This is a genomic window from Bacillus sp. M5A3_1b (assembly GCF_053345335.1).
Window position 1 is genome coordinate 868,343 of the sequence record NZ_JBKEZY010000001.1, and the last position, 18,403, is coordinate 886,745.

An 18,403-nucleotide genomic window follows, 5' to 3' on the forward strand; every position below is an offset into this window, starting at 1 on the left:
CAATTTCTCCAAGTGGTCTGACCACGAACACTACTACTATAATAATCGAAGTGTAGGGAAATTGTCCATTATATTTTCACAACTACATTTTCTTCCCCGACAATTTCACGAAGTGCTCCTAAACATTCTTCACTTGGATGAATCGATAAACTTCGAGACAATTGTACCATTTTATGTTCCTTTTCATAATAAATTAGTACTTTCGCAAAACCTGAATAGTCAAACAATATTTTAGTAACCTGATTTAAAAGCTTTTTCTCATACTGAGACGACAATTTCACGTAAACAGATGCATCTTTCTTTTCTTCATACACATCCATTTCTTCTAACGGATATAGTCCATTTACAATCCATTGCAACTTATGATTTCTAAGCTCAATCATGCCGTCAACTAAAACAATTGCTCCTTCTTGTAACTTATCTGAGAAATGTATATATGTTTCAGGGAAAAGAACTGCTTCCATTTCATCGTTTTGATCACAAAATGTAATAAACGCCATCTTTTGCAACTTTTTCGTACGAATCACTCTCACGCTTGTTATATACACGATAGCCCTTTGTACTTTTTTCTTATGTCGCATTGCCTGAGCAAGAGATGGAATTTCTAATTCTTTCGCTAACTTCACATACTGCGCTGTCGGATAGCTTGATAAATAAAAACCTAGTGCTTCCTTCTCTTTATTTAACTGTTCAATAAAAGAGAGCTCTTCTCCTTGCACGTATTTTGATTTTGGAACAGCATCTCCTAAATCACGTGCAAGATTTGCGTACTCTAACGCTCCTTTAAGGCTTTTCCATAAATTTGTTCTCGAAACACCAAAATCGTCAAAACACCCAGACCAGACGAACGCCTCTAAATTTCGCTCTGTTACAAACTTTGATGGCATGCGAAGACAAAATTCAAATAAATCTTCAAATACTTTTTTCTCTCGTTCTTCGAGTAATGCTGTCACTGTAGCCATTCCGATGTTTCGAATTGAAAGTAAGCTGTAACGTATCGCATTACCTTCTATTTGGAAATTGTAACCACTTCTCTGAAGAGAAGGCGGCAAAACGTGAAAACCTTTCCGCTTCGTTTCTCGTATATACTGCACAATCTTATCTTCATTTCCAATTGCACTTGATAATAATGCTGTCATAAATTCCAGCGTATAATTCGCTTTTAAGTAAGCAAGCTGGTACCCAATCATACTGTAGGCTACAGCGTGACTTCGGTTAAAACCGTAATTCGCAAATCTTACAATTAAATCGTAAATTTTCTCTGCGGATGTCTCGTCATAACCATTTTGTAAACAACCTTGTACAAAATGCTTACGTTCTTGATCTAAAATATCACGATTTTTTTTACTCACTGCACGGCGTAATAAATCTGCTTCTCCGAGCGAGAATCCCGCCAACTTCGACGCAATTTGCATAATTTGTTCTTGGTATACAATTACACCGTATGTTCTTTCTAAAATCGGCTTTAAATCCGGATGTAAATATTCAATTTTTCTTTTTCCGTGCTTTGATTCAATAAAGGTTGGAATTTGTTCCATTGGTCCTGGTCTATATAACGAGTTAACAGCGACAATATCTTCAAATTCATTCGGTTTTAACCCGCGAAGTACATTTCGCATACCACCTGATTCAAGCTGGAATACACCTGTTGTATCCCCTCTACCTAACAATTGGAACGTCTTTTCATCTTGAAGTGGTAAATTTCTTAAATCAATTTGTGTCCCCGTCTTTTTCACGATAAACTTTATAATATTTTCAAGTAACGTTAAATTACGTAATCCTAAAAAATCCATCTTTAACAAACCAAGTTCTTCTAATGCATCAGCTGGATATTGCGTAACATACACATCGTTATGCCCTTCTTGAATCGCAACACTTCCTGTTAACGGCTCTTGGCTCATAATAACGCCAGCTGCATGAATAGACGTATGACGCGGTAAGCCTTCTACACGCTTTGCAATTTCAAACACACGCTCATGCAGAAGGTTTCCTTGTATAAACTCACGGAGTGATTGCGATTCCTCATATGCATCTTTTAACGTTATACCGAGCTTTGATGGGATAAGTTTTGAGAATATGTCAATGTCTCGCGGCGGAAGCCCCATTACACGCGCAATATCTCTAATTGCTGCTTTAGCTGCCAATGTTCCGAACGTTACAATTTGAGCAACACGAAGCTGACCATATTTATCTTTTACATATCGAATCATCTCATCGCGTCTTATATCCGGAAAATCAATATCAATATCTGGAAGCGTCACACGTTCAGGATTTAAAAATCTTTCAAATAATAGATCGTATTCAATTGGATCAATATCTGTAATTTCTAATACGTAAGAAACGAGTGAGCCAGCCGCGGACCCACGGCCTGGTCCTGTTAAAATATGATTTTCATGCGCATATTTCATAAAATCCCAGACGATTAGAAAATAATCACTAAACCCCATACTAGAAATAACGTTTAATTCATGATTCAAACGCTTTATATGTACTTCTTTCGGCGTACCATAACGTTTCTGCAAGCCTTCTTCACAAACGCGGCGTAAATACATATCATTCGTCTCGTTAGCTGGAACAGGAAATTTCGGTAATTGATTTATATGAAACGGTATTTCTACTCTGCAACGTTCTGCAATTTCTACTGTGTTATAAATCGCTTCTTCTACGTGAGAAAATAATGCTTCCATTTCATCTGATGATTTTAAATAATATTGATCAGTTTTCAACCTTGGTCTATCTGGATCAGTCATTTTCGTTCCACTTTCAACAGATAATAAGCACTCATGAACAAGTGCGTCACTTTGATTGATGTAGCGTACATCGTTTGTTGCAACGACTGGAACATTTATCCTACTCATAAATGCAGGTAATTTCTCTTGCAGGAGCAGTTCATCTTGCATCGCATGATGCTGCAAACTCATATAAAAATTGTCGAACATACTTTGATACATGCGAGCTACTTCTTCAGCTTGACTCTCTTTGTCTTCTAATAATAATTGTTCAATTTCCCCATCTTTACCTGGTGAAATAGCAATTAATCCTTTCGCATAATGGGCAAGCCACTTTTTCGGAATACCTTCTTTTGACTTCGTCATAATGCTACTAGAAATCTTTAATAAATTTTGATAGCCCATTTCATTTTCAGCAAGTAAAACAAGCGGATAAGATTTTTCCTCTTCTTCACTAAAAATAGAAGCTGTTAAGCCGATAATAGGCTGTATACCATGTTTCTTACATGCTTTATAAAACGGAATAACGCCATACATAACATTTTCGTCCGTAATAGCGAGTGACGAGAAACCAAGTTCTTTCGCCCTGACTACAAGCTCATCAATTTTACAAGCACTTTTTAATAAACTAAAAACGGTTTGACATTGTAAATGCACAAACTTCACTGTTGTACCCTCTCTTTACCAATCTGACTACTTTTATTATAGGTGATGAGGAAAGCGGAAATCAAAACATACTTCTTATACTTTGTCCATATATATGAAGAAGAAAGGGGAATGACGATGGATGTAAGAGAACATACTTTTTTCTCTCTGCTTATTATTAGTTATTTTATTGCCTTTGGGGTTATACTTGGTGGTTCATTAATTGGTGGATTTGGTGCATTTCTTATCGGAAAACCAACTCTAACTTACATTAATCAATTCGCCCAAAATTTAAGAATTTGGGCACTCGTTGCAGCAATTGGCGGAACATTTGATACTTTTTATAGCTTTGAAAGAAGTTTCTTTGGCGGAGATATGAAAGATATTGTAAAACAAATTCTCCTTATTTTTTTCGCAACGGGTGGTATGCAAACAGGTCTTACCATTATTAAATGGCTAACGCAGGAACATGTATGAGAGTACCAAGTGCCAATACAGCCAAAAAATGGTATTTAGTTTTAGCTGGTGCTGCTGTTGGAGGCGTGTTGAGCTGGTTTGTTTTTTTGTACATATACGGTGTTTTTCAAGAAGAACAAGCTAGTAAAATAGCAGAGCAACGAGAAATTATAGAAAAACAAGAAGCAAAGCTCCACGTCCTTCTCGAAGATCAAGAAAAATTGAATACAGAAAATAAACGGCTCTTAACTATTCAAGAGATTAAAATAAAACTTATAAATCGAGAAAAATACGATTTAGACAACCTTACACTCGAAAATATGACTACGTCTATCCATAATGACCTCCAACATCTTTTAACGAAAAACATTCAAAGTATAGCAAAAAATAAAGACCTACTCAAAAAGGTAATCGAAAACAAAACGTACAAACATTACGATCGGCTATACCGTTTCAAAGTCGATACGATATCTTTTGATACAGTGCTTGAAATTAGCATTACGATAGAGAAAGAAAAATAAAGAAGGAGGGCTTTAGCGCCGCTCCTTCTTTTCGTTCTCATATATAATCTCTTATCTACACAACTCACGTAAATCAGCAAAAAGACGATCCGCTTCTTCCCAAGAAGATGCTTTTGCACCAGAAGCCATCGGATGCCCTCCGCCATTATATTGCATTGCTAATTTATTTATCACTGGTCCTTTTGAACGAAGACGAACACGAATCACATCGTCTTCCTCTAAAAATAGAACCCACGACTTTAATCCATCAATATTACCAAGTGCTCCAACAACACCGGATGCCTCAGAAGGAAGTACATCAAACTTGTCTAACACTTCTTTCGTTAATTTAATGTAAGCTGCTCCTTCTTCTACCATCGTAAAGTTTTGTAAAATATAGCCGTTTAAACGAGCAATCTTTTCTTTCGTCTTATACATTTCATTATATAAATCTGTGAACTTCACATCCATATCAACAAGCTCACTTACATAACGAAGTGTTTTCGCTGTTGTATTCGGGAATAAGAAACGACCTGTATCCCCAACAATACCCGCTAAAATAAGACGAGCTGCTTCTTTCGTTATCTGTAATCCTTTATCTTTTCCATAACTGTAAAACTCATAAATCATTTCACTTGTAGAACTTGCTGTCGTATCTACCCACGTAATATCTCCATACGGATCTTCATTCGGATGATGATCAATTTTAATTAACATCTTCCCTTTTGCATAGCGTTGATCGTCAACACGTTCTTGGTTCGCAGTATCACATACGATAACAAGTGCATTTTCATATACACTATCTTCAATATCATCCATTACTCGTAAATATTCTAGTGACGGTTCATTGTACCCAACCGTATAAATATTTTTCTCTGGAAACGATTCTTGTAGAATTGTACTAAGACCGCCTTGTGAACCTAACGCATCTGGATCTGGACGCACATGACGGTGAATAATAATTGTATCAAACTCTTTAATTGCTCTTAAAATTTGCTCATGCATATGTATAATCTCCTTTTTACTCAACTTCTCCACTTTAACGTGCAGTAAAAGCCCAACCGGTGCAGGCTAATCATTAGCGCGCAGAAACATCCCCGCACTAATTAAAGTTTCACTTTATCCTTCATTATAACGGAAAGTATTTCATACATGCGAACAATTGCTTTATAATAAAAGTTAGAAAGTTTAGATATTTCTTTTTTCTCCACTATTATTTTTCACAAAGCGATAGGAGTGTGTATTATGCCAGTATTAGTCTTCTGTATTATCGTCTCATTTATGTTGTACCTCTTCTACAAAACAAAATACTTTCGTACAAGCCGCCCAATGGAGAAAGGTTGGCTCTCTGGAAAATCTGCAATGGCACTCGGTTCATTCGTCTTATTCTTCGGGATAAACCAATTCTTTTTAGAACTTTCAACCGCTCGTATTATCGTTGGTGTTTTATTTGTTCTATTTGGTAGTGCAAGTGTATTTAATGGATTTCGCCAATATAAACATTTCTTACCATTAGCAGTTGAAGAAGCTGAATCTGTCTGAAGCAACATAAAAAAGCATCAATATTGTGATGCTTTTTTACGTCCCTTAACTTTTAAAATCATATACGCAACAAAAGCAGAAGGTATATTAAAGGGGTTGCCTTGTACATGAAAATGTAATTGTTCTTCTTCAAAAGACATTTTTTCATATAGTTCTCGCTGAGATAATCCTGTTCGTTTCTTTTTTTCATGTAAACCTTGTAAGTATAAATATTGAAACGGTATCATCACAAGAAAGTAAAATAGTGCGATTCCACCAAAGAAGAGCACTTCTGATGACATATTGCATACCACCTTCCTAAAATCCATTTCCTTACAATTCAATTGTAACATAGTATAAACTCTAATTAAATTAATATTCTGTTTTTTAAATGTACAATTACCTCTCCACATATATATCCTGCTACTCCTTTGCTTTCCCCCTAAAATCCTCCCTCATCTTTAGCAACAGCTTCAAAATCCAATAAAACAAAATAAAGTTAAAGAAAAAACCTAATGGATTAAACCAACATTCCCACCCACCATAATAAACAAACGTTTCAGCTGGTACACCAAAGTAAAGAAAATCCGGCTCATTTTTTCCTGATATAGGAATCAAGGCACCTATACTAGCAAGAGTCAAACTTACAAAATACAACCTCTTTTTAATAGCATTCATTCTTCTATGCGTTAAAACATGAATAATGATGAAACATACGACCACTAAAAAGAAAATGATTCCGCCCATTCACTTCCTCCTTATCACTATGCCATTTCCGTATCTTCTAATTTTTCAGTATTTTTATTATACATATGAAATGATACGCTATTTATTTTTGTTTCTATCCTTTTAAATAAAAAAATGGAACAAACCAAAGCGGTCTGCTCCATCTTTTTATTTATCGATCAACTGCACCATAAGTAATGCTTTCCCGACAACATTACCTTCATGATGCACTTCTACATCAACCTTACCAAATTTACGTCCAATTTCTAATACTTTCGGATGAACCGATACAACATTGTCAATTTGAACTGGTTTTACGAAATAAATTGTTAAGTTCTCAACAATTAAATCACTCTTCTTTTGCGCACGAATAACGCGATTCGTTGCTTCCGTCACAATTGTTGTGAATACACCGTAAGATAACGTTCCGATTGAATTCGTCATTTGCGGCGTCACTGAAAATTGATATAAATGTTCATTTTTCGCTTCTTTCGGCGTCATAAATTGATTCGTTACAATATCATCGATTGTTTCGCCGACTTGTGGTTGACGCTGAATCATTTGCAGCGCCTGAAGTACATCTTGACGACTAATAATTCCTTGCAGTTTATTTCCTTCATCAACAACTGGAAGTAACTCAATACCTTCCCACACCATCATACGTGCTGCAGCTGCGACAGACATTTTACCGTTTACCGTAATCGGATGCTTTGTCATGACTTTATCAATTGGTGTTTCTTTCACGACACCAATCATATCTTTTGAAGTTACAATACCTAACACCTTTTTATTTTCATCAACAATTGGATAACGTCCATGCATCGTTTCTTCATTGTACGCATGCCATTGCTGCACTGTATCATTCGGCTTTAAATATAACGTCTCTTCAATTGGCGTTAAAATATCTTCAACGAGGACAATTTCTTTCTTAATAAGCTGATCGTAAATTGCACGGTTAATTAACGTCGCAACTGTAAATGTATCGTAACTACTTGAAATAATCGGCAGTTTTAATTCGTCTGCTAATTTCTTCACATGATCTTCCGTATCAAATCCGCCCGTAATTAATACCGCAGCCCCGGCTTCTAACGCTAATTGATGTGCGTTCGTACGGTTACCGATAATAAGTAAGTTTCCAGCTTCTGTATAGCGCATCATCGCTTCTAATTTCATTGCCCCGATTACGAATTTATTTAACGTTTTATGTAGGCCCTCTCTGCCCCCAAGTACTTGACCATCGACAATGTTAACGACTTCTGCATATGTCAGCTTTTCAATATTCTCTTTCTTCTTTTGTTCAATTCGAATTGTTCCGACACGTTCAATCGTACTAACATATCCTTTATTTTCTGCATCTTTAATTGCACGGTAAGCTGTCCCTTCACTTACACTCAAATCTTTCGCAATTTGCCTTACAGAAATTTTATGCCCTACTGGCAGGCCATTAATATGTTCTAAAATTTGGTTATGCTTGGTAGCCAAATGGTTTCACCATACTTTCTTTTCCCTAAATTCTTCATGTGTTGTATTTTCAGTATACTATATTTTCAAAACTGTTACACTCTCTCTTTATATATCTGTACTATTTTTTTTATAACAAAATACGCCTTACATTACACTACTTCTTCTATTACAACAATGTAATGGTATTGTCATCTCGTTCGATAGTTTGTCCAGCCGCTTCAATATACAATAAAGACAAGAAATGAAACAAAGGAGCGAATATATGATGAAAAAATTATTAGAAGTTGTAGGTGCTGTATTTTTAGCTTTCGTAGATGGAAAAAAAGTTGCAATGGAATTGAATGAAGCACCTGAACAACCACTTCCAAAAAGAAAAAAATCATCAAAACAAGTACAACCTTTAAAAGCTGTCCTACACACGTAAAAAACCCTTCACTTGTCTTTTCAAATGAAGGGTTTCTTTTCTATAGTGTAATACTTTCTCCAGCTTCTAATACTTTTCCTGTACAATTTTGTAGCTTTTCTACAAATTGATATGGGTCTTGTTCAATTACTGGGAACGTATTGTAATGCATCGGCACAACAGTTTTCGCCTGAACCCATTTTGCTGCTAAAACAGCATCTTCTGGCCCCATTGTGAAATTATCGCCAATTGGTAAAAATGCTATATCAATGTTATTCAGTTCCCCAATTAATTTCATATCAGAGAATAGAGCGGTATCTCCTGCATGGTACACAGTTTTCTCTTCTGCTGTAAATAAAATACCTGCTGGCATACCTGTATATGTAATCGTCTTATTTTCTTCATCAATATAACTAGAACCGTGGAATGCTTGTGTAAACTTCACTTTTCCGAAGTCAAATTCATGCGAACCACCAATATGCATCGGATGTGTATTTACACCTTGCCAACTTAAAAATGTCGCTAGTTCAAATGGTGCCACAACAACTGCATTATTTTTCTTCGCAAGCTCTACTGTATCTCCAACATGATCACCATGTCCATGCGATAAAAGAATTGCATCTACTTTGACATCTTCAGCCTTTAAATCCGTTATCGGATTTCCAGTTAAAAACGGGTCAATTAAAATCACTTTTCCATTCGTTTCAATCTTTACAACTGAATGCCCGTGATAAGATACTTTCATTACTACATTCCTCCCCTATTCACATTCTCATTTTTTATTCTACATGATTTTTCAATTCCCTGTCTTTTCTAACATCTATTTACTTGTCATAACGCTTTCTTCCGATGTAAAGTTATATTTGTAATTAAATATCTCGGGGGTGCCAATCGATGAATGCTAGATTAGAAAATTTAATGCAATGGCTAAAAGAAAAAAACGTAGAAGCTGCGTTCTTAACTTCTACACCAAACGTTTTCTACATGACAAACTTCCACTGCGAACCACACGAAAGACTTCTTGGTATGTTTGTATTCCAAGAAAAAGAACCTATTTTAATTTGCCCTAAAATGGAAGAAGGTCAAGCGCGTAACGCTGGCTGGGCACATGAAATTATCGGATTTACTGATACTGACAGACCATGGGATATGATTGCAAAAGCAATTAAAGACCGCGGCATCAATGCAAATGCAGTTGCAATTGAAAAAGAACATTTAAACGTAGAACGTTACGAAGAATTAACAAAACTATTCCCAAATGCAGCTTTCAAATCAGCTGAGGAAAAAGTTCGTGAACTTCGTTTAATTAAAGATGAAAAAGAACTTTCTATTTTACGCGAAGCAGCTAAAATGGCAGACTACGCTGTTGAAGTTGGTGTAAATGCAATTAAAGAAGATCGTAGTGAGCTAGAAGTATTAGCAATTATTGAACACGAATTAAAAACAAAAGGCATACATAAAATGTCATTTGATACGATGGTATTAGCAGGTGCAAACTCTGCTCTTCCACACGGTATTCCAGGTGCAAATAAAATGAAACGCGGCGATTTCGTACTATTTGATTTAGGCGTAATCATTGAAGGTTATTGCTCTGACATTACACGTACAGTAGCATTCGGCGAAATTTCTGAAGAACAAACTCGCATTTATAACACTGTACTTGCTGGACAACTACAAGCAGTTGAAGCATGTAAACCAGGTGTTACACTTGGCGCAATCGACAACGCTGCTCGTTCTGTTATCGCAGATGCAGGTTACGGGGACTTCTTCCCACACCGCCTTGGTCACGGACTTGGAATTAGCGTACACGAATATCCAGATGTAAAAGCTGGTAACGAGTCTCCATTAAAAGAAGGTATGGTCTTCACAATCGAGCCAGGTATTTACGTACCAAACGTAGGTGGCGTTCGTATTGAAGATGATATTTATATCACAAAAGACGGGTCAGAAATTTTAACGAAATTCCCGAAAGAATTACAATTTGTGAAATAAGAAAAAAGGCAGCGTGATTGCTGCCTTTTTCTGTTTCTCTAATATTTCAAACTTCTCTACAATCATTTTTGCTGGATATCTTTCAAGCGTTTGAGAAGTCCATACTTTTATTTTATCCCCTGTTTTTAACTGTTTATATGCACCTTTATCTTTAAAGCTCAAAACTATATGTGATGGATACTCTTTATTCATTTGTTGTTCTATATAATTTTGCAACTCTATTTTTGTTTCAAACGTTTCATCACTGACGAAAAATACCGTGTCATTTCTTACTATGACATACCCTTCTTCAGGTACTTTTTTCACCTCTACTTGTTTTGTAGTGCACGCTGATAATATGATTAGAAATACACTTAAAAACATTAATTTTTTCATATGCCTATTCATTTTTAACTCCTTACTCTAGGCTATTTCAAATTTAACACCATCTTCTCCTCATACTTATCATCCCATTTAATGACAACCTCTATCGGTTCATCTTTGGATAGGGGCGCACAACTGACACAAGAAGACTTCATTTCAATCTTTGCTCCCTTATGAACTTCTGACGTTTGTGTCATTGTGCTAAAGGCTCCATTAATAGCAATCTCTAAATTCTTAAATTCTGTATTCCCATCTCCGCCCTTATACTGAAACGTAAACATTCCATCTTCACTGTCATCCTTAATATGCCCTTTATATTGCCCCGTCCAATTTTTGCTCTCGCTAGAAAAAGTAAAATACGAAAGTGAACAGCTTCCTAAAAAGAAAATACTAATAAAAAAGACTAATGCTCTCTTCATCATGCCCTCCATTCAAAAACATTTATTTATTGTCTATTTCTTCCTCTTATTATACTATTAAAATACAGAATTTTCTAAAATAGGAGGTTTATATGTTACAACAACAGTTAGAAGAAATTCGTAATAATAATTACGTAATCAATAATGTCCTCAATATCGATTCTTTAAGTTCCAGTATGCTGGAGCATATCGGGGATACTGATAGCTATTTAAGGGATAAACTTATCTACTCTACTTTTTATCACCTCATCAAGAAGGATTATATTTCACACACACTTACAAAAACTATTATTAGAAAGTGTCAGTGACAAATATTTATTGTATAAGATTCATTCGGATGACGAAGATGCGGTATTTACCCGCGCATTTACAACATTATTAATTGCACTCATTATTGATGCCGATACAAATCATAATTTCTTATCACAGGCTGATCTTTTATATGCAAAAGATCAATTAGTTCTATATATGAACAACGAGCATGATTTCCGCGGATATGTGCAAGACCACGGCTGGGCACATAGTATAGCTCATGCTTCCGATACATTTGAAGCACTTGTTCGTAGTCCTAAACTAGAAACTTTACATTACGAAGAGATATTAAAAACTTTATTAAACAAAGTTTGTGTCCATTCCATCTATTACAAATATGAAGAAGATGAGCGTCTCGTTTATCCGATTGTCTCAATGCTACAAAATAGTCTAAAGGAAGACGTACTCATATTAGCCCTTCATGACTTAGTAGCTCAATTACCAGTCCAAAAACAAACATTACACATTAAATCGTACGAGTACCTATACGGAAATATAAAATCTTTCTTACGCAGCTTATTTTTCAGACTACGTACACTTTCTATATGTGAAGAAACCGAATGCGAAATTGAAAAATTGCTACGAGAGCTTCCAAAATATTATTAAAAAAAGAAGGCCACTTAAAAAGTGCCTTCTTCTATTTCACTAATATTTAATTGAAATTTCACGATCCAAACTGAGAAAAGGTGGACAAGAAGCGCAAACGCCATACATGCTCCGCTTAAAAAAGTTAGTATAGGATGCGAATACACGTGCCCTAATCCATAGGATATCGCCACGAAAAATATTGTTATGTAAATATAAATTGCTCCATGTATTTGCCTCATATGAACCTGCTACTAAAAATATAAACAAATGTATATTCTTAGAGTATTCCTGCTTCTACGTGCCCTGCCTCGCTAATCACTTGCTACTACAGTTTGCTGTGACACTCCACAGGCGTAAATTCCGATGTAGCCCATCGTACATATATACAATCTATTTACGTTAGTATTGTACATTTTTTTGCTTGTAAAAGGTTGATAGATGCATTTAAATCTCTATCCATTACATTTCCACAATCACATGTATATACTCGGTCAGACAGCTTTAAATCCGACTTTTTTTGACCGCAACATGAACATATTTTAGAAGATGGATAGAATCTGTCCACTTGCCGTAGTTCAATTCCATATTCCCTACATTTAGTTAATAACCATGTTTTAAAAGCATAAAAACATTGTTGCGCTACAGCTTTAGATAGATGTTTGTTCTTCATCATACCTTTCACATTCAAATCTTCTACTGTAATAAACGTTGGCTTGGTTTTCACCACATTTGTTACAATAGACTTTACATACTCTATTCGAATATTCGCTAATCGAGCATGCAGCTTTTGCACTCTAAGAACAATTTTATCTATATTCACTCTTTTATTAGTAACAGATTTTTCACCTCTCTTTTTTAGATTTTCAAATTTACGTGCTAAAGAGCGTTGTTCACGTTTTAACCGTTTTTCTATCTTTTTTACTTTTATTGTTTTGTTGATGTTTTCATGAACGATACCATCGCTACGTGTAGCAAAATCCTTCACTCCTAAATCAATCCCTAGACCTATTTTATTGAGTGCTAACTTTGTTGCCATTTCTTCCAATTCGCAAAGTACAGATACAAAATATCTTCCTGCTCTTTGATATACTGTGCCACTTTTTACAGTTGCATTTTTAGGGATATACCCATATTCTTTTAACCTTGTCCAACCAATTGTGGGGATTTTTACTCTATGTCTTTCTACTGTCCAATCTGTTTTATTGTTTTTAGGGAAATAACACTTCACATCTTGCTTTTTCTTTTTTTTATATCGTGGAAACTTAGATAAACCTTTAAAAAACCGCTTAAAAGCTTTATCTCCATTCATAATCGCTTGTTTTACCGCTTTGCTCGACACTTCTTTAATCCACCGGTCACACTCTTTTGTATGAATATTGTTCAGCCATTTGGAAAAGTCATAGCCACTAAGAAATTTCCCCTCCGACTCATATGCCTCTTTATTTTTAGAGATATACAGGTTATATACATATCGACACACCCCAATAGTTTGACGGATTTTACTAACTTGTTCAGTTGTCGGTTTGATTTCTATTAAATATGCTCTTTTCATAAGTCTCCATCCTCCGACATTTTCTTTTTGTATTTTCTCAATCCATATATTCTACAGCTAAATACATGAATGATAGATATTAAATCCTGAACAAGTTCTTCTTGAATACCCATATATTCCTTATACTGTTCTTCTGTATAGTATCTTCTTCCTTTTGGGTTTCGGTAAGCAGGTAAAACACCTTGATTGTCCCACCTTTGCAATGTCTTAACAGAGACATTAAGCATTTCTGAAAATTCTTTTGGTTTATATTGTTTCATAATTAATTTTTACTATATATGTCTATGTTTTTGTTTACTGTTTCTTTCTCCTTTTCATATAGTATAACATAAATTTTCTGATTATTCACATTAATAGACTGTAATTAATATTTCTCAACTGTTACACCTCTAACAGCAGCCTTAATATATGGTGCTCCTTGTAAACTTTGTAAATCCTCTGTTTTGCCTGTTACGACTACACCGTATATTGGTAGGTCTTTTGGTTTCAAATTTTTTATTTCATTATACGAATCTTTCGCATCATCCATATGTCGTTCATCTTCTGCTAATGTTTTCATTGCTCCTATAAATCCTTTTGAATTCCTATCAAAATCCATTCTCATATCTTCTTCTTTTTTCGCATAACTTCCTGTGAATCCATAAACGAGAGTAGACTTTTCAGCATTTAGAACAGCACCTGTTGAGTCTATTAAGCCAACATATTTATCAGCTTTCTTTTCATCATATGTATCAACCCAAAACCAAACTGGCTGTACATTTTTTGGTAGTATTCTCATAATTTCATCCATCGTATACGCTTTATCAAACGATAGACCCACTTCTGCGACTTTGTTTTTCAAATCCCCAATTCCCTTTAAATCGTTAACATAATTTTCATATTTCATAAACGGTAAATAAAATCGCATTTCACGTTGCATTGTTTGTATATTATAGTCTATCCTCGTGCCAGATCCTTCTGGTGGCCCTTCATCTAATTGTGTATTTCCATTATGACTTCTTTCCATATATCCCCACACATCATATTCATATATTTCATCTATCCACTTAACTGGTTGACCCGAAATATTTTTATATGAACTATACATAATAGAATCGCTCATTAAACCCATATTTAATTTTCTGTGAGAATAAAATTTTATGTTAGGCCCCTTTACAGTTTGCTCTGCAAATACTCTTCTTTCCATCTCATTAAAGTTTTTTTGTTTTAAATATACTATTAAAGTGAAAGATCCAATAATCACTAAAGTAGATGCAAAGATTGAGATGACAAAATTTCTAAAAAACTGCTTCCGCTTCGCTCTCTTCATCAAAACTTTCATCTGCTTATCATCCATATTCAAATCAAAGTCCTTCCGACTCATCGTTTCTCCTCCTATACAATTTTTTAAATTGATTTCTTGCACGGTACAAACTTGTTTTCACTGTTTCTTCTTTCATACTTAATAAAATGGCAATTTCCTTATAAGATAGTTCATATTCATATTTCAACAGTAAAATATGACGATAATCCTCCGTCATCGTCTCCAATATTTCTTGTACCTCGCCTTGTAGTTCACTTGTTAAAAGCAACTCATCTAATGACTTTTGACCAATAAGCACGACAGATTCAATCGCAATGGGATTTAGTCTTTTTTCTTTCCGGTGTAAATCTCGGTGCTGATTAATTGCAACTCTAAATAGCCACGGTGTTAAATGCTCTAACGGTATTTCCTCCATAAGCAATAAAGCTTTATACAACGTATCTTGCACAATATCTTCCGCTTCTTTTCTATCTGCTCCAATCTTAATTAAGTATCCAAACACAGCTTTTGACTTCTCTATTAATAACGATTCAAACGTATCATGACTCATTCTGCTCTCCTTTCTATATACTCAACGTTTGAGAGCGTAAAATGTATACAGCTTTTCTATAATTTTTTTCAACATAAAAAGCACACCTATTTTGATGTGCTTATCTCCAACATACTATTCTATTATTTCATCGCTTCCTTCACAACATCTTGAATCATAACAACTTCTGTTTTCATATCAACAGACGGTGCTTCTTCATCAATACATTCATACCAAAACGCTACATGCTTTTTATCAATTTCATGATGAGAATTTTCGACAGGAGTCCCGCCTTCTCCTTGCACAGAATACCAATATAAGTACTCTTCTCCATCTCTTATTTCCCGGAAAATTGTCTCTACATACATCTTTTCGTCGTTTAATGTCAAAAGCACTTCTTTCATATTTCCATTAAGAAGCTGCATCCATTCATCTACACGGTGACTTTTACCTTGTTTCACTTTAAATCTCGTTAACTCCACATTCATTTTTATTCCCCCGTTCTCTTACGTACAAACAATCTATATTCTATTGGATTATAAAAACTTAATTTACGAGCTAATTTTTGCGAAGGAATATTATCTACATAACAATCCCAGCACGGTGTAATATCATTTTGCATGCAATGTTCAATGAACCGCGTTGCAACAGCTTGAGCTAATCCTTTCCCATGATATGCTTTATGCGTAGCAATATCGATTTCAGCAAAACTATTCCCTCTAAATATTGAGACGCATTCAGCTATAATCATCCCATCTTGTTCTATACAAAATCCGAACCCACTGTTCAAAAACGTTTCTTTTGATCCCCAATATTCTTTATAATATCCCTCTGTAAACTCATTACTTTGTGCTATATCTTTTCTATCAATACGCTTCACTCCATATGTATTTTTGTTACAATCTTGTTTTTTCTCTTCAAAGGTTATGCTTTGAAATTTCATTCGTGGAATGTTCCGAAGTACATTACTAAAATGTTCTTCTATCATCATTTCCCACTCTTCACTCGAAGTGAACAATGTAAATCTCTTCTCTGTTTTTTCAATAGCCATTTTTAAATACACAAATAAATCTTCGTTATATTTGTGATCATCCGTATCACCAAATAAATAATAGATACCGTTAGTTGTACGAATTAATCCTGCTGTTAACTTCTCGTTGGCAAAAATCTCACCATCTATCATTTGGTCACATACCGCATAAGCAAACGTCGTCGTTTTTGTAAGACTTTCTAAAATCGGAAGGATTTTTCTATACTCGGCTACAGATAATTTTTTCATAATTGCTCCACTTTAATCGTATCAGCCTCTATATTTTCAAAACAAAGATTTACTGTTCTCTTTAATGCTCTCGTTCTATGAATCGTACATGCCGGAATTAAGATCGAATCATTTGGCTTTAAAACCGCCGTTTCTCCATCTTCAAAATCGATAAGTAATTCTCCCTCTAACACAATAAATAATTCATCCGAGTTAGAATGATAGTGCCAATCATATTCACCAGTAAATACAGCGATTCGTAAGCAATGACTATTTACATTTGAAACGACGAAGTTTTTATGTTGATCTTGAATGTCCTTCGTTAATTCTATTAAATTCACAGTTTCCATCTTTCGTCCCACCCTTTCATTAGTCGTTCTTTTGAAAAACTAATTTAGTCTCCACCACCTCCGCAATCTCCTCCACCATCACTTGAGCTGCTACAATCGTTGCTACTGTAGTCACCGAATCCACTTGATGAGCTTGAAGCGTATGAAGATTTTTTTCTTCTTTTTCTATCTTTTTTACTTTCATGACTAGGCCACACTTTATCAAATAATATAAAGAATAAGAATCCTTCTACCATAACAAGTATAACGCCAAAAATACCTTCAATAACATTAGGGGTTATCCCCAAATTGTTAACCATCCCACATAAAAACACGCAAAAAATCACATACAAGAACATACAAATATACCGAAATGTTTTTTCTATCATAATAACTACTTTTTTTGAAAGAGGTATGTTCTGTTCCTGTTTTTTCTTCATATATTTTTGTCTTTTAACTTGCCTTTTCTTCCTCTTTTTACTCCCCATTAAATCTCCTCTTTTGACTTCTTTTTTCATTTAATTCCAAATTATCACAAAAAATAACATTATAACAAGCTATATTTCACGTAAAGTTTTGTTTACTTTTTGTAAAGTTTTATTTACTTATTACCTAAAAATGGATATAATAAATGTAACAAATTTACAAAAAGGAGACTTTGTATATTTGATTAAAAATAAGGTGAAACAATTCCGCGTCGTTAGAGACATCACCCAAGAACAATTAGCTTCCTCTGTTCAAATCACTAGACAATCCCTCATCGCTATCGAGAAGAATAAATACAACCCGAGTTTAGAATTAGCATTGAAATTATGTGAGTTTTTCAACTGTAAAGTAGAAGATTTATTTCAATTAGATAAAACTGGGGAGGAAAAAGAATGAAAAACTTTTTTAATCAAAAGTTCATTTCGCATCTTACCTTTTTATTGTTAGGTTCAACTTTTCTTTATTTCACTAGTAATGATGAAGAAAAAATTACTTCTGTCCTTCTATTCGCTGGCGTATTTATACTCTTAGACTCGATACTATTCGTAGTAAAACAAATATTCTTTAAGAAAAAAAAGAGCGATTCCGAGAAGTATCCATTACCTGAAATGGATGAAAGAATTGAGAAGATGAGTTTAAAACTTATGGCGCAAATTTTCGGTCTCTCTCATTTAATCGGTTCTGCAATACTATTTATTTTATATATCACTGACAAAAATTCGATGATACGAGTTGAGTATGCCTTGTATTACTTATTCGGCATTCTTTTCTTTACAATGATGTTCGGATTGAAAATTGTAAAGAAACTAGACAATTAGCCTAAATAAA

General features: G+C 34.7%; 24 protein-coding genes and 1 pseudogene. 8 read left to right on the forward strand and 17 right to left on the reverse strand.

From position 1 onward, the window contains the following. Positions 1-68 precede the first annotated feature (68 nt). On the reverse strand, positions 69-3,395 hold the full coding sequence (dnaE, locus tag ACLBWW_RS04555) for a DNA polymerase III subunit alpha (protein WP_048544366.1): 3,327 nt from the start codon (positions 3,393-3,395) through the stop codon (positions 69-71). Between the two features lie 42 nt (positions 3,396-3,437). On the opposite strand from dnaE, the gene ACLBWW_RS04560 reads away from it, so the two are divergent. Then, the gene (locus ACLBWW_RS04560; RefSeq protein WP_073516695.1) at positions 3,438-3,851 is read left to right on the forward strand and encodes a YtrH family sporulation protein; all 414 of its coding nucleotides are present in this window, start codon (positions 3,438-3,440) and stop codon (positions 3,849-3,851) included. After that, entirely contained in the window at positions 3,848-4,351 is a 504-nt protein-coding gene (gene ytrI, locus ACLBWW_RS04565) for a sporulation membrane protein YtrI (protein WP_046958744.1), read from the forward strand. Before ACLBWW_RS04560 ends, ytrI begins: the two co-directional genes overlap by 4 nt. A gap of 51 nt (positions 4,352-4,402) precedes the next feature. Here ytrI and ACLBWW_RS04570 read toward each other — a convergent pair whose 3' ends face one another. Beyond that, positions 4,403-5,335, reverse strand: coding sequence for a DHH family phosphoesterase (locus ACLBWW_RS04570; RefSeq protein ID WP_217993627.1), 933 nt, complete (start codon positions 5,333-5,335; stop codon positions 4,403-4,405). Between the two features lie 240 nt (positions 5,336-5,575). On the opposite strand from ACLBWW_RS04570, the gene ACLBWW_RS04575 reads away from it, so the two are divergent. Beyond that, entirely contained in the window at positions 5,576-5,872 is a 297-nt protein-coding gene (locus ACLBWW_RS04575) for a YtpI family protein (RefSeq protein WP_001144784.1), read from the forward strand. A 17-nt stretch (positions 5,873-5,889) separates the two neighbouring features. On the opposite strand, the gene ACLBWW_RS04580 is transcribed toward ACLBWW_RS04575, so the two are convergent. From ACLBWW_RS04580 to ACLBWW_RS04590, 3 genes are all read right to left on the reverse strand, one after another. After that, positions 5,890-6,153 carry a DUF3949 domain-containing protein gene (locus ACLBWW_RS04580; protein WP_048544372.1) on the reverse strand — a complete coding sequence of 88 codons (264 nt, stop codon included), beginning with the start codon at positions 6,151-6,153 and terminating at the stop codon, positions 5,890-5,892. A gap of 121 nt (positions 6,154-6,274) precedes the next feature. Further along, a complete protein-coding gene (locus ACLBWW_RS04585) occupies positions 6,275-6,598 on the reverse strand; it encodes a hypothetical protein (protein WP_048544374.1) in 324 nt (107 codons plus the stop codon). 147 nt (positions 6,599-6,745) lie between these two features. Further along, positions 6,746-8,059, reverse strand: coding sequence for a CBS domain-containing protein (locus ACLBWW_RS04590; RefSeq protein ID WP_000201566.1), 1,314 nt, complete (start codon positions 8,057-8,059; stop codon positions 6,746-6,748). Between the two features lie 244 nt (positions 8,060-8,303). On the opposite strand from ACLBWW_RS04590, the gene ACLBWW_RS04595 reads away from it, so the two are divergent. Beyond that, positions 8,304-8,465 (forward strand): hypothetical protein, encoded by a 162-nt coding sequence (locus ACLBWW_RS04595; protein WP_048544377.1) that lies wholly within the window; start codon positions 8,304-8,306, stop codon positions 8,463-8,465. Between the two features lie 40 nt (positions 8,466-8,505). Here ACLBWW_RS04595 and ACLBWW_RS04600 read toward each other — a convergent pair whose 3' ends face one another. After that, positions 8,506-9,189: a metal-dependent hydrolase gene (locus ACLBWW_RS04600; protein ID WP_048544378.1), complete on the reverse strand. Its 684-nt coding sequence runs from the start codon at positions 9,187-9,189 to the stop codon at positions 8,506-8,508. A 149-nt stretch (positions 9,190-9,338) separates the two neighbouring features. Here ACLBWW_RS04600 and pepQ point away from each other — a divergent pair, with 149 nt between their 5' ends. Beyond that, a complete protein-coding gene (pepQ, locus tag ACLBWW_RS04605; RefSeq protein ID WP_000994030.1) occupies positions 9,339-10,436 on the forward strand; it encodes a Xaa-Pro dipeptidase in 1,098 nt (365 codons plus the stop codon). Here the strand turns inward: pepQ and ACLBWW_RS04610 are convergent. Together ACLBWW_RS04610 and ACLBWW_RS04615 are read right to left on the reverse strand one after the other, a co-directional pair. Next, positions 10,419-10,823 carry a DUF3221 domain-containing protein gene (locus tag ACLBWW_RS04610; RefSeq protein ID WP_447613915.1) on the reverse strand — a complete coding sequence of 135 codons (405 nt, stop codon included), beginning with the start codon at positions 10,821-10,823 and terminating at the stop codon, positions 10,419-10,421. The two genes, pepQ and ACLBWW_RS04610, sit on opposite strands and share 18 nt — an antisense overlap. Before the next feature lie 20 nt (positions 10,824-10,843). Beyond that, positions 10,844-11,218, reverse strand: coding sequence for a hypothetical protein (locus ACLBWW_RS04615; RefSeq protein WP_048544383.1), 375 nt, complete (start codon positions 11,216-11,218; stop codon positions 10,844-10,846). A 92-nt stretch (positions 11,219-11,310) separates the two neighbouring features. On the opposite strand from ACLBWW_RS04615, the pseudogene ACLBWW_RS04620 reads away from it, so the two are divergent. Beyond that, positions 11,311-12,136, forward strand: a pseudogene (locus tag ACLBWW_RS04620) (DUF2785 domain-containing protein). Positions 12,137-12,150: 14 nt separating this feature from the next. On the opposite strand, the gene ACLBWW_RS04625 reads toward ACLBWW_RS04620, so the two are convergent. The 9 genes from ACLBWW_RS04625 to ACLBWW_RS04665 all read right to left on the reverse strand — a co-directional run bounded on the left by ACLBWW_RS04625 (position 12,151) and on the right by ACLBWW_RS04665 (position 17,577). Further along, positions 12,151-12,357 (reverse strand): hypothetical protein, encoded by a 207-nt coding sequence (locus ACLBWW_RS04625; RefSeq protein ID WP_048544386.1) that lies wholly within the window; start codon positions 12,355-12,357, stop codon positions 12,151-12,153. Positions 12,358-12,512: 155 nt separating this feature from the next. Continuing rightward, positions 12,513-13,670 carry an RNA-guided endonuclease InsQ/TnpB family protein gene (locus ACLBWW_RS04630; protein ID WP_447613916.1) on the reverse strand — a complete coding sequence of 386 codons (1,158 nt, stop codon included), beginning with the start codon at positions 13,668-13,670 and terminating at the stop codon, positions 12,513-12,515. After that, positions 13,667-13,930 carry a MerR family transcriptional regulator gene (locus ACLBWW_RS04635; RefSeq protein WP_000816200.1) on the reverse strand — a complete coding sequence of 88 codons (264 nt, stop codon included), beginning with the start codon at positions 13,928-13,930 and terminating at the stop codon, positions 13,667-13,669. Before ACLBWW_RS04635 ends, ACLBWW_RS04630 begins: the two co-directional genes overlap by 4 nt. A 104-nt stretch (positions 13,931-14,034) precedes the next feature. Then, a complete protein-coding gene (locus ACLBWW_RS04640) occupies positions 14,035-15,033 on the reverse strand; it encodes an anti sigma factor C-terminal domain-containing protein (RefSeq protein ID WP_048544390.1) in 999 nt (332 codons plus the stop codon). Then, entirely contained in the window at positions 15,014-15,523 is a 510-nt protein-coding gene (locus ACLBWW_RS04645; RefSeq protein WP_048544391.1) for an RNA polymerase sigma factor, read from the reverse strand. The genes ACLBWW_RS04640 and ACLBWW_RS04645 overlap by 20 nt, the downstream gene beginning before the upstream one ends. Before the next feature lie 122 nt (positions 15,524-15,645). Continuing rightward, positions 15,646-15,990: a DUF6176 family protein gene (locus tag ACLBWW_RS04650; protein ID WP_048544394.1), complete on the reverse strand. Its 345-nt coding sequence runs from the start codon at positions 15,988-15,990 to the stop codon at positions 15,646-15,648. 2 nt (positions 15,991-15,992) lie between these two features. Beyond that, entirely contained in the window at positions 15,993-16,781 is a 789-nt protein-coding gene (locus ACLBWW_RS04655) for a GNAT family N-acetyltransferase (protein WP_447613917.1), read from the reverse strand. Continuing rightward, on the reverse strand, positions 16,778-17,110 hold the full coding sequence (locus ACLBWW_RS04660) for a cupin domain-containing protein (RefSeq protein ID WP_000450941.1): 333 nt from the start codon (positions 17,108-17,110) through the stop codon (positions 16,778-16,780). The genes ACLBWW_RS04655 and ACLBWW_RS04660 overlap by 4 nt, the downstream gene beginning before the upstream one ends. A gap of 44 nt (positions 17,111-17,154) precedes the next feature. Then, the gene (locus ACLBWW_RS04665) at positions 17,155-17,577 is read right to left on the reverse strand and encodes a hypothetical protein (RefSeq protein WP_447613918.1); all 423 of its coding nucleotides are present in this window, start codon (positions 17,575-17,577) and stop codon (positions 17,155-17,157) included. A gap of 178 nt (positions 17,578-17,755) precedes the next feature. On the opposite strand from ACLBWW_RS04665, the gene ACLBWW_RS04670 reads away from it, so the two are divergent. Together ACLBWW_RS04670 and ACLBWW_RS04675 are read left to right on the forward strand one after the other, a co-directional pair. Next, positions 17,756-17,971 carry a helix-turn-helix transcriptional regulator gene (locus tag ACLBWW_RS04670; protein ID WP_000594567.1) on the forward strand — a complete coding sequence of 72 codons (216 nt, stop codon included), beginning with the start codon at positions 17,756-17,758 and terminating at the stop codon, positions 17,969-17,971. Next, positions 17,968-18,393: a hypothetical protein gene (locus ACLBWW_RS04675; protein WP_098078755.1), complete on the forward strand. Its 426-nt coding sequence runs from the start codon at positions 17,968-17,970 to the stop codon at positions 18,391-18,393. The genes ACLBWW_RS04670 and ACLBWW_RS04675 overlap by 4 nt, the downstream gene beginning before the upstream one ends. The last annotated feature ends 10 nt before the right edge of the window (positions 18,394-18,403 follow it).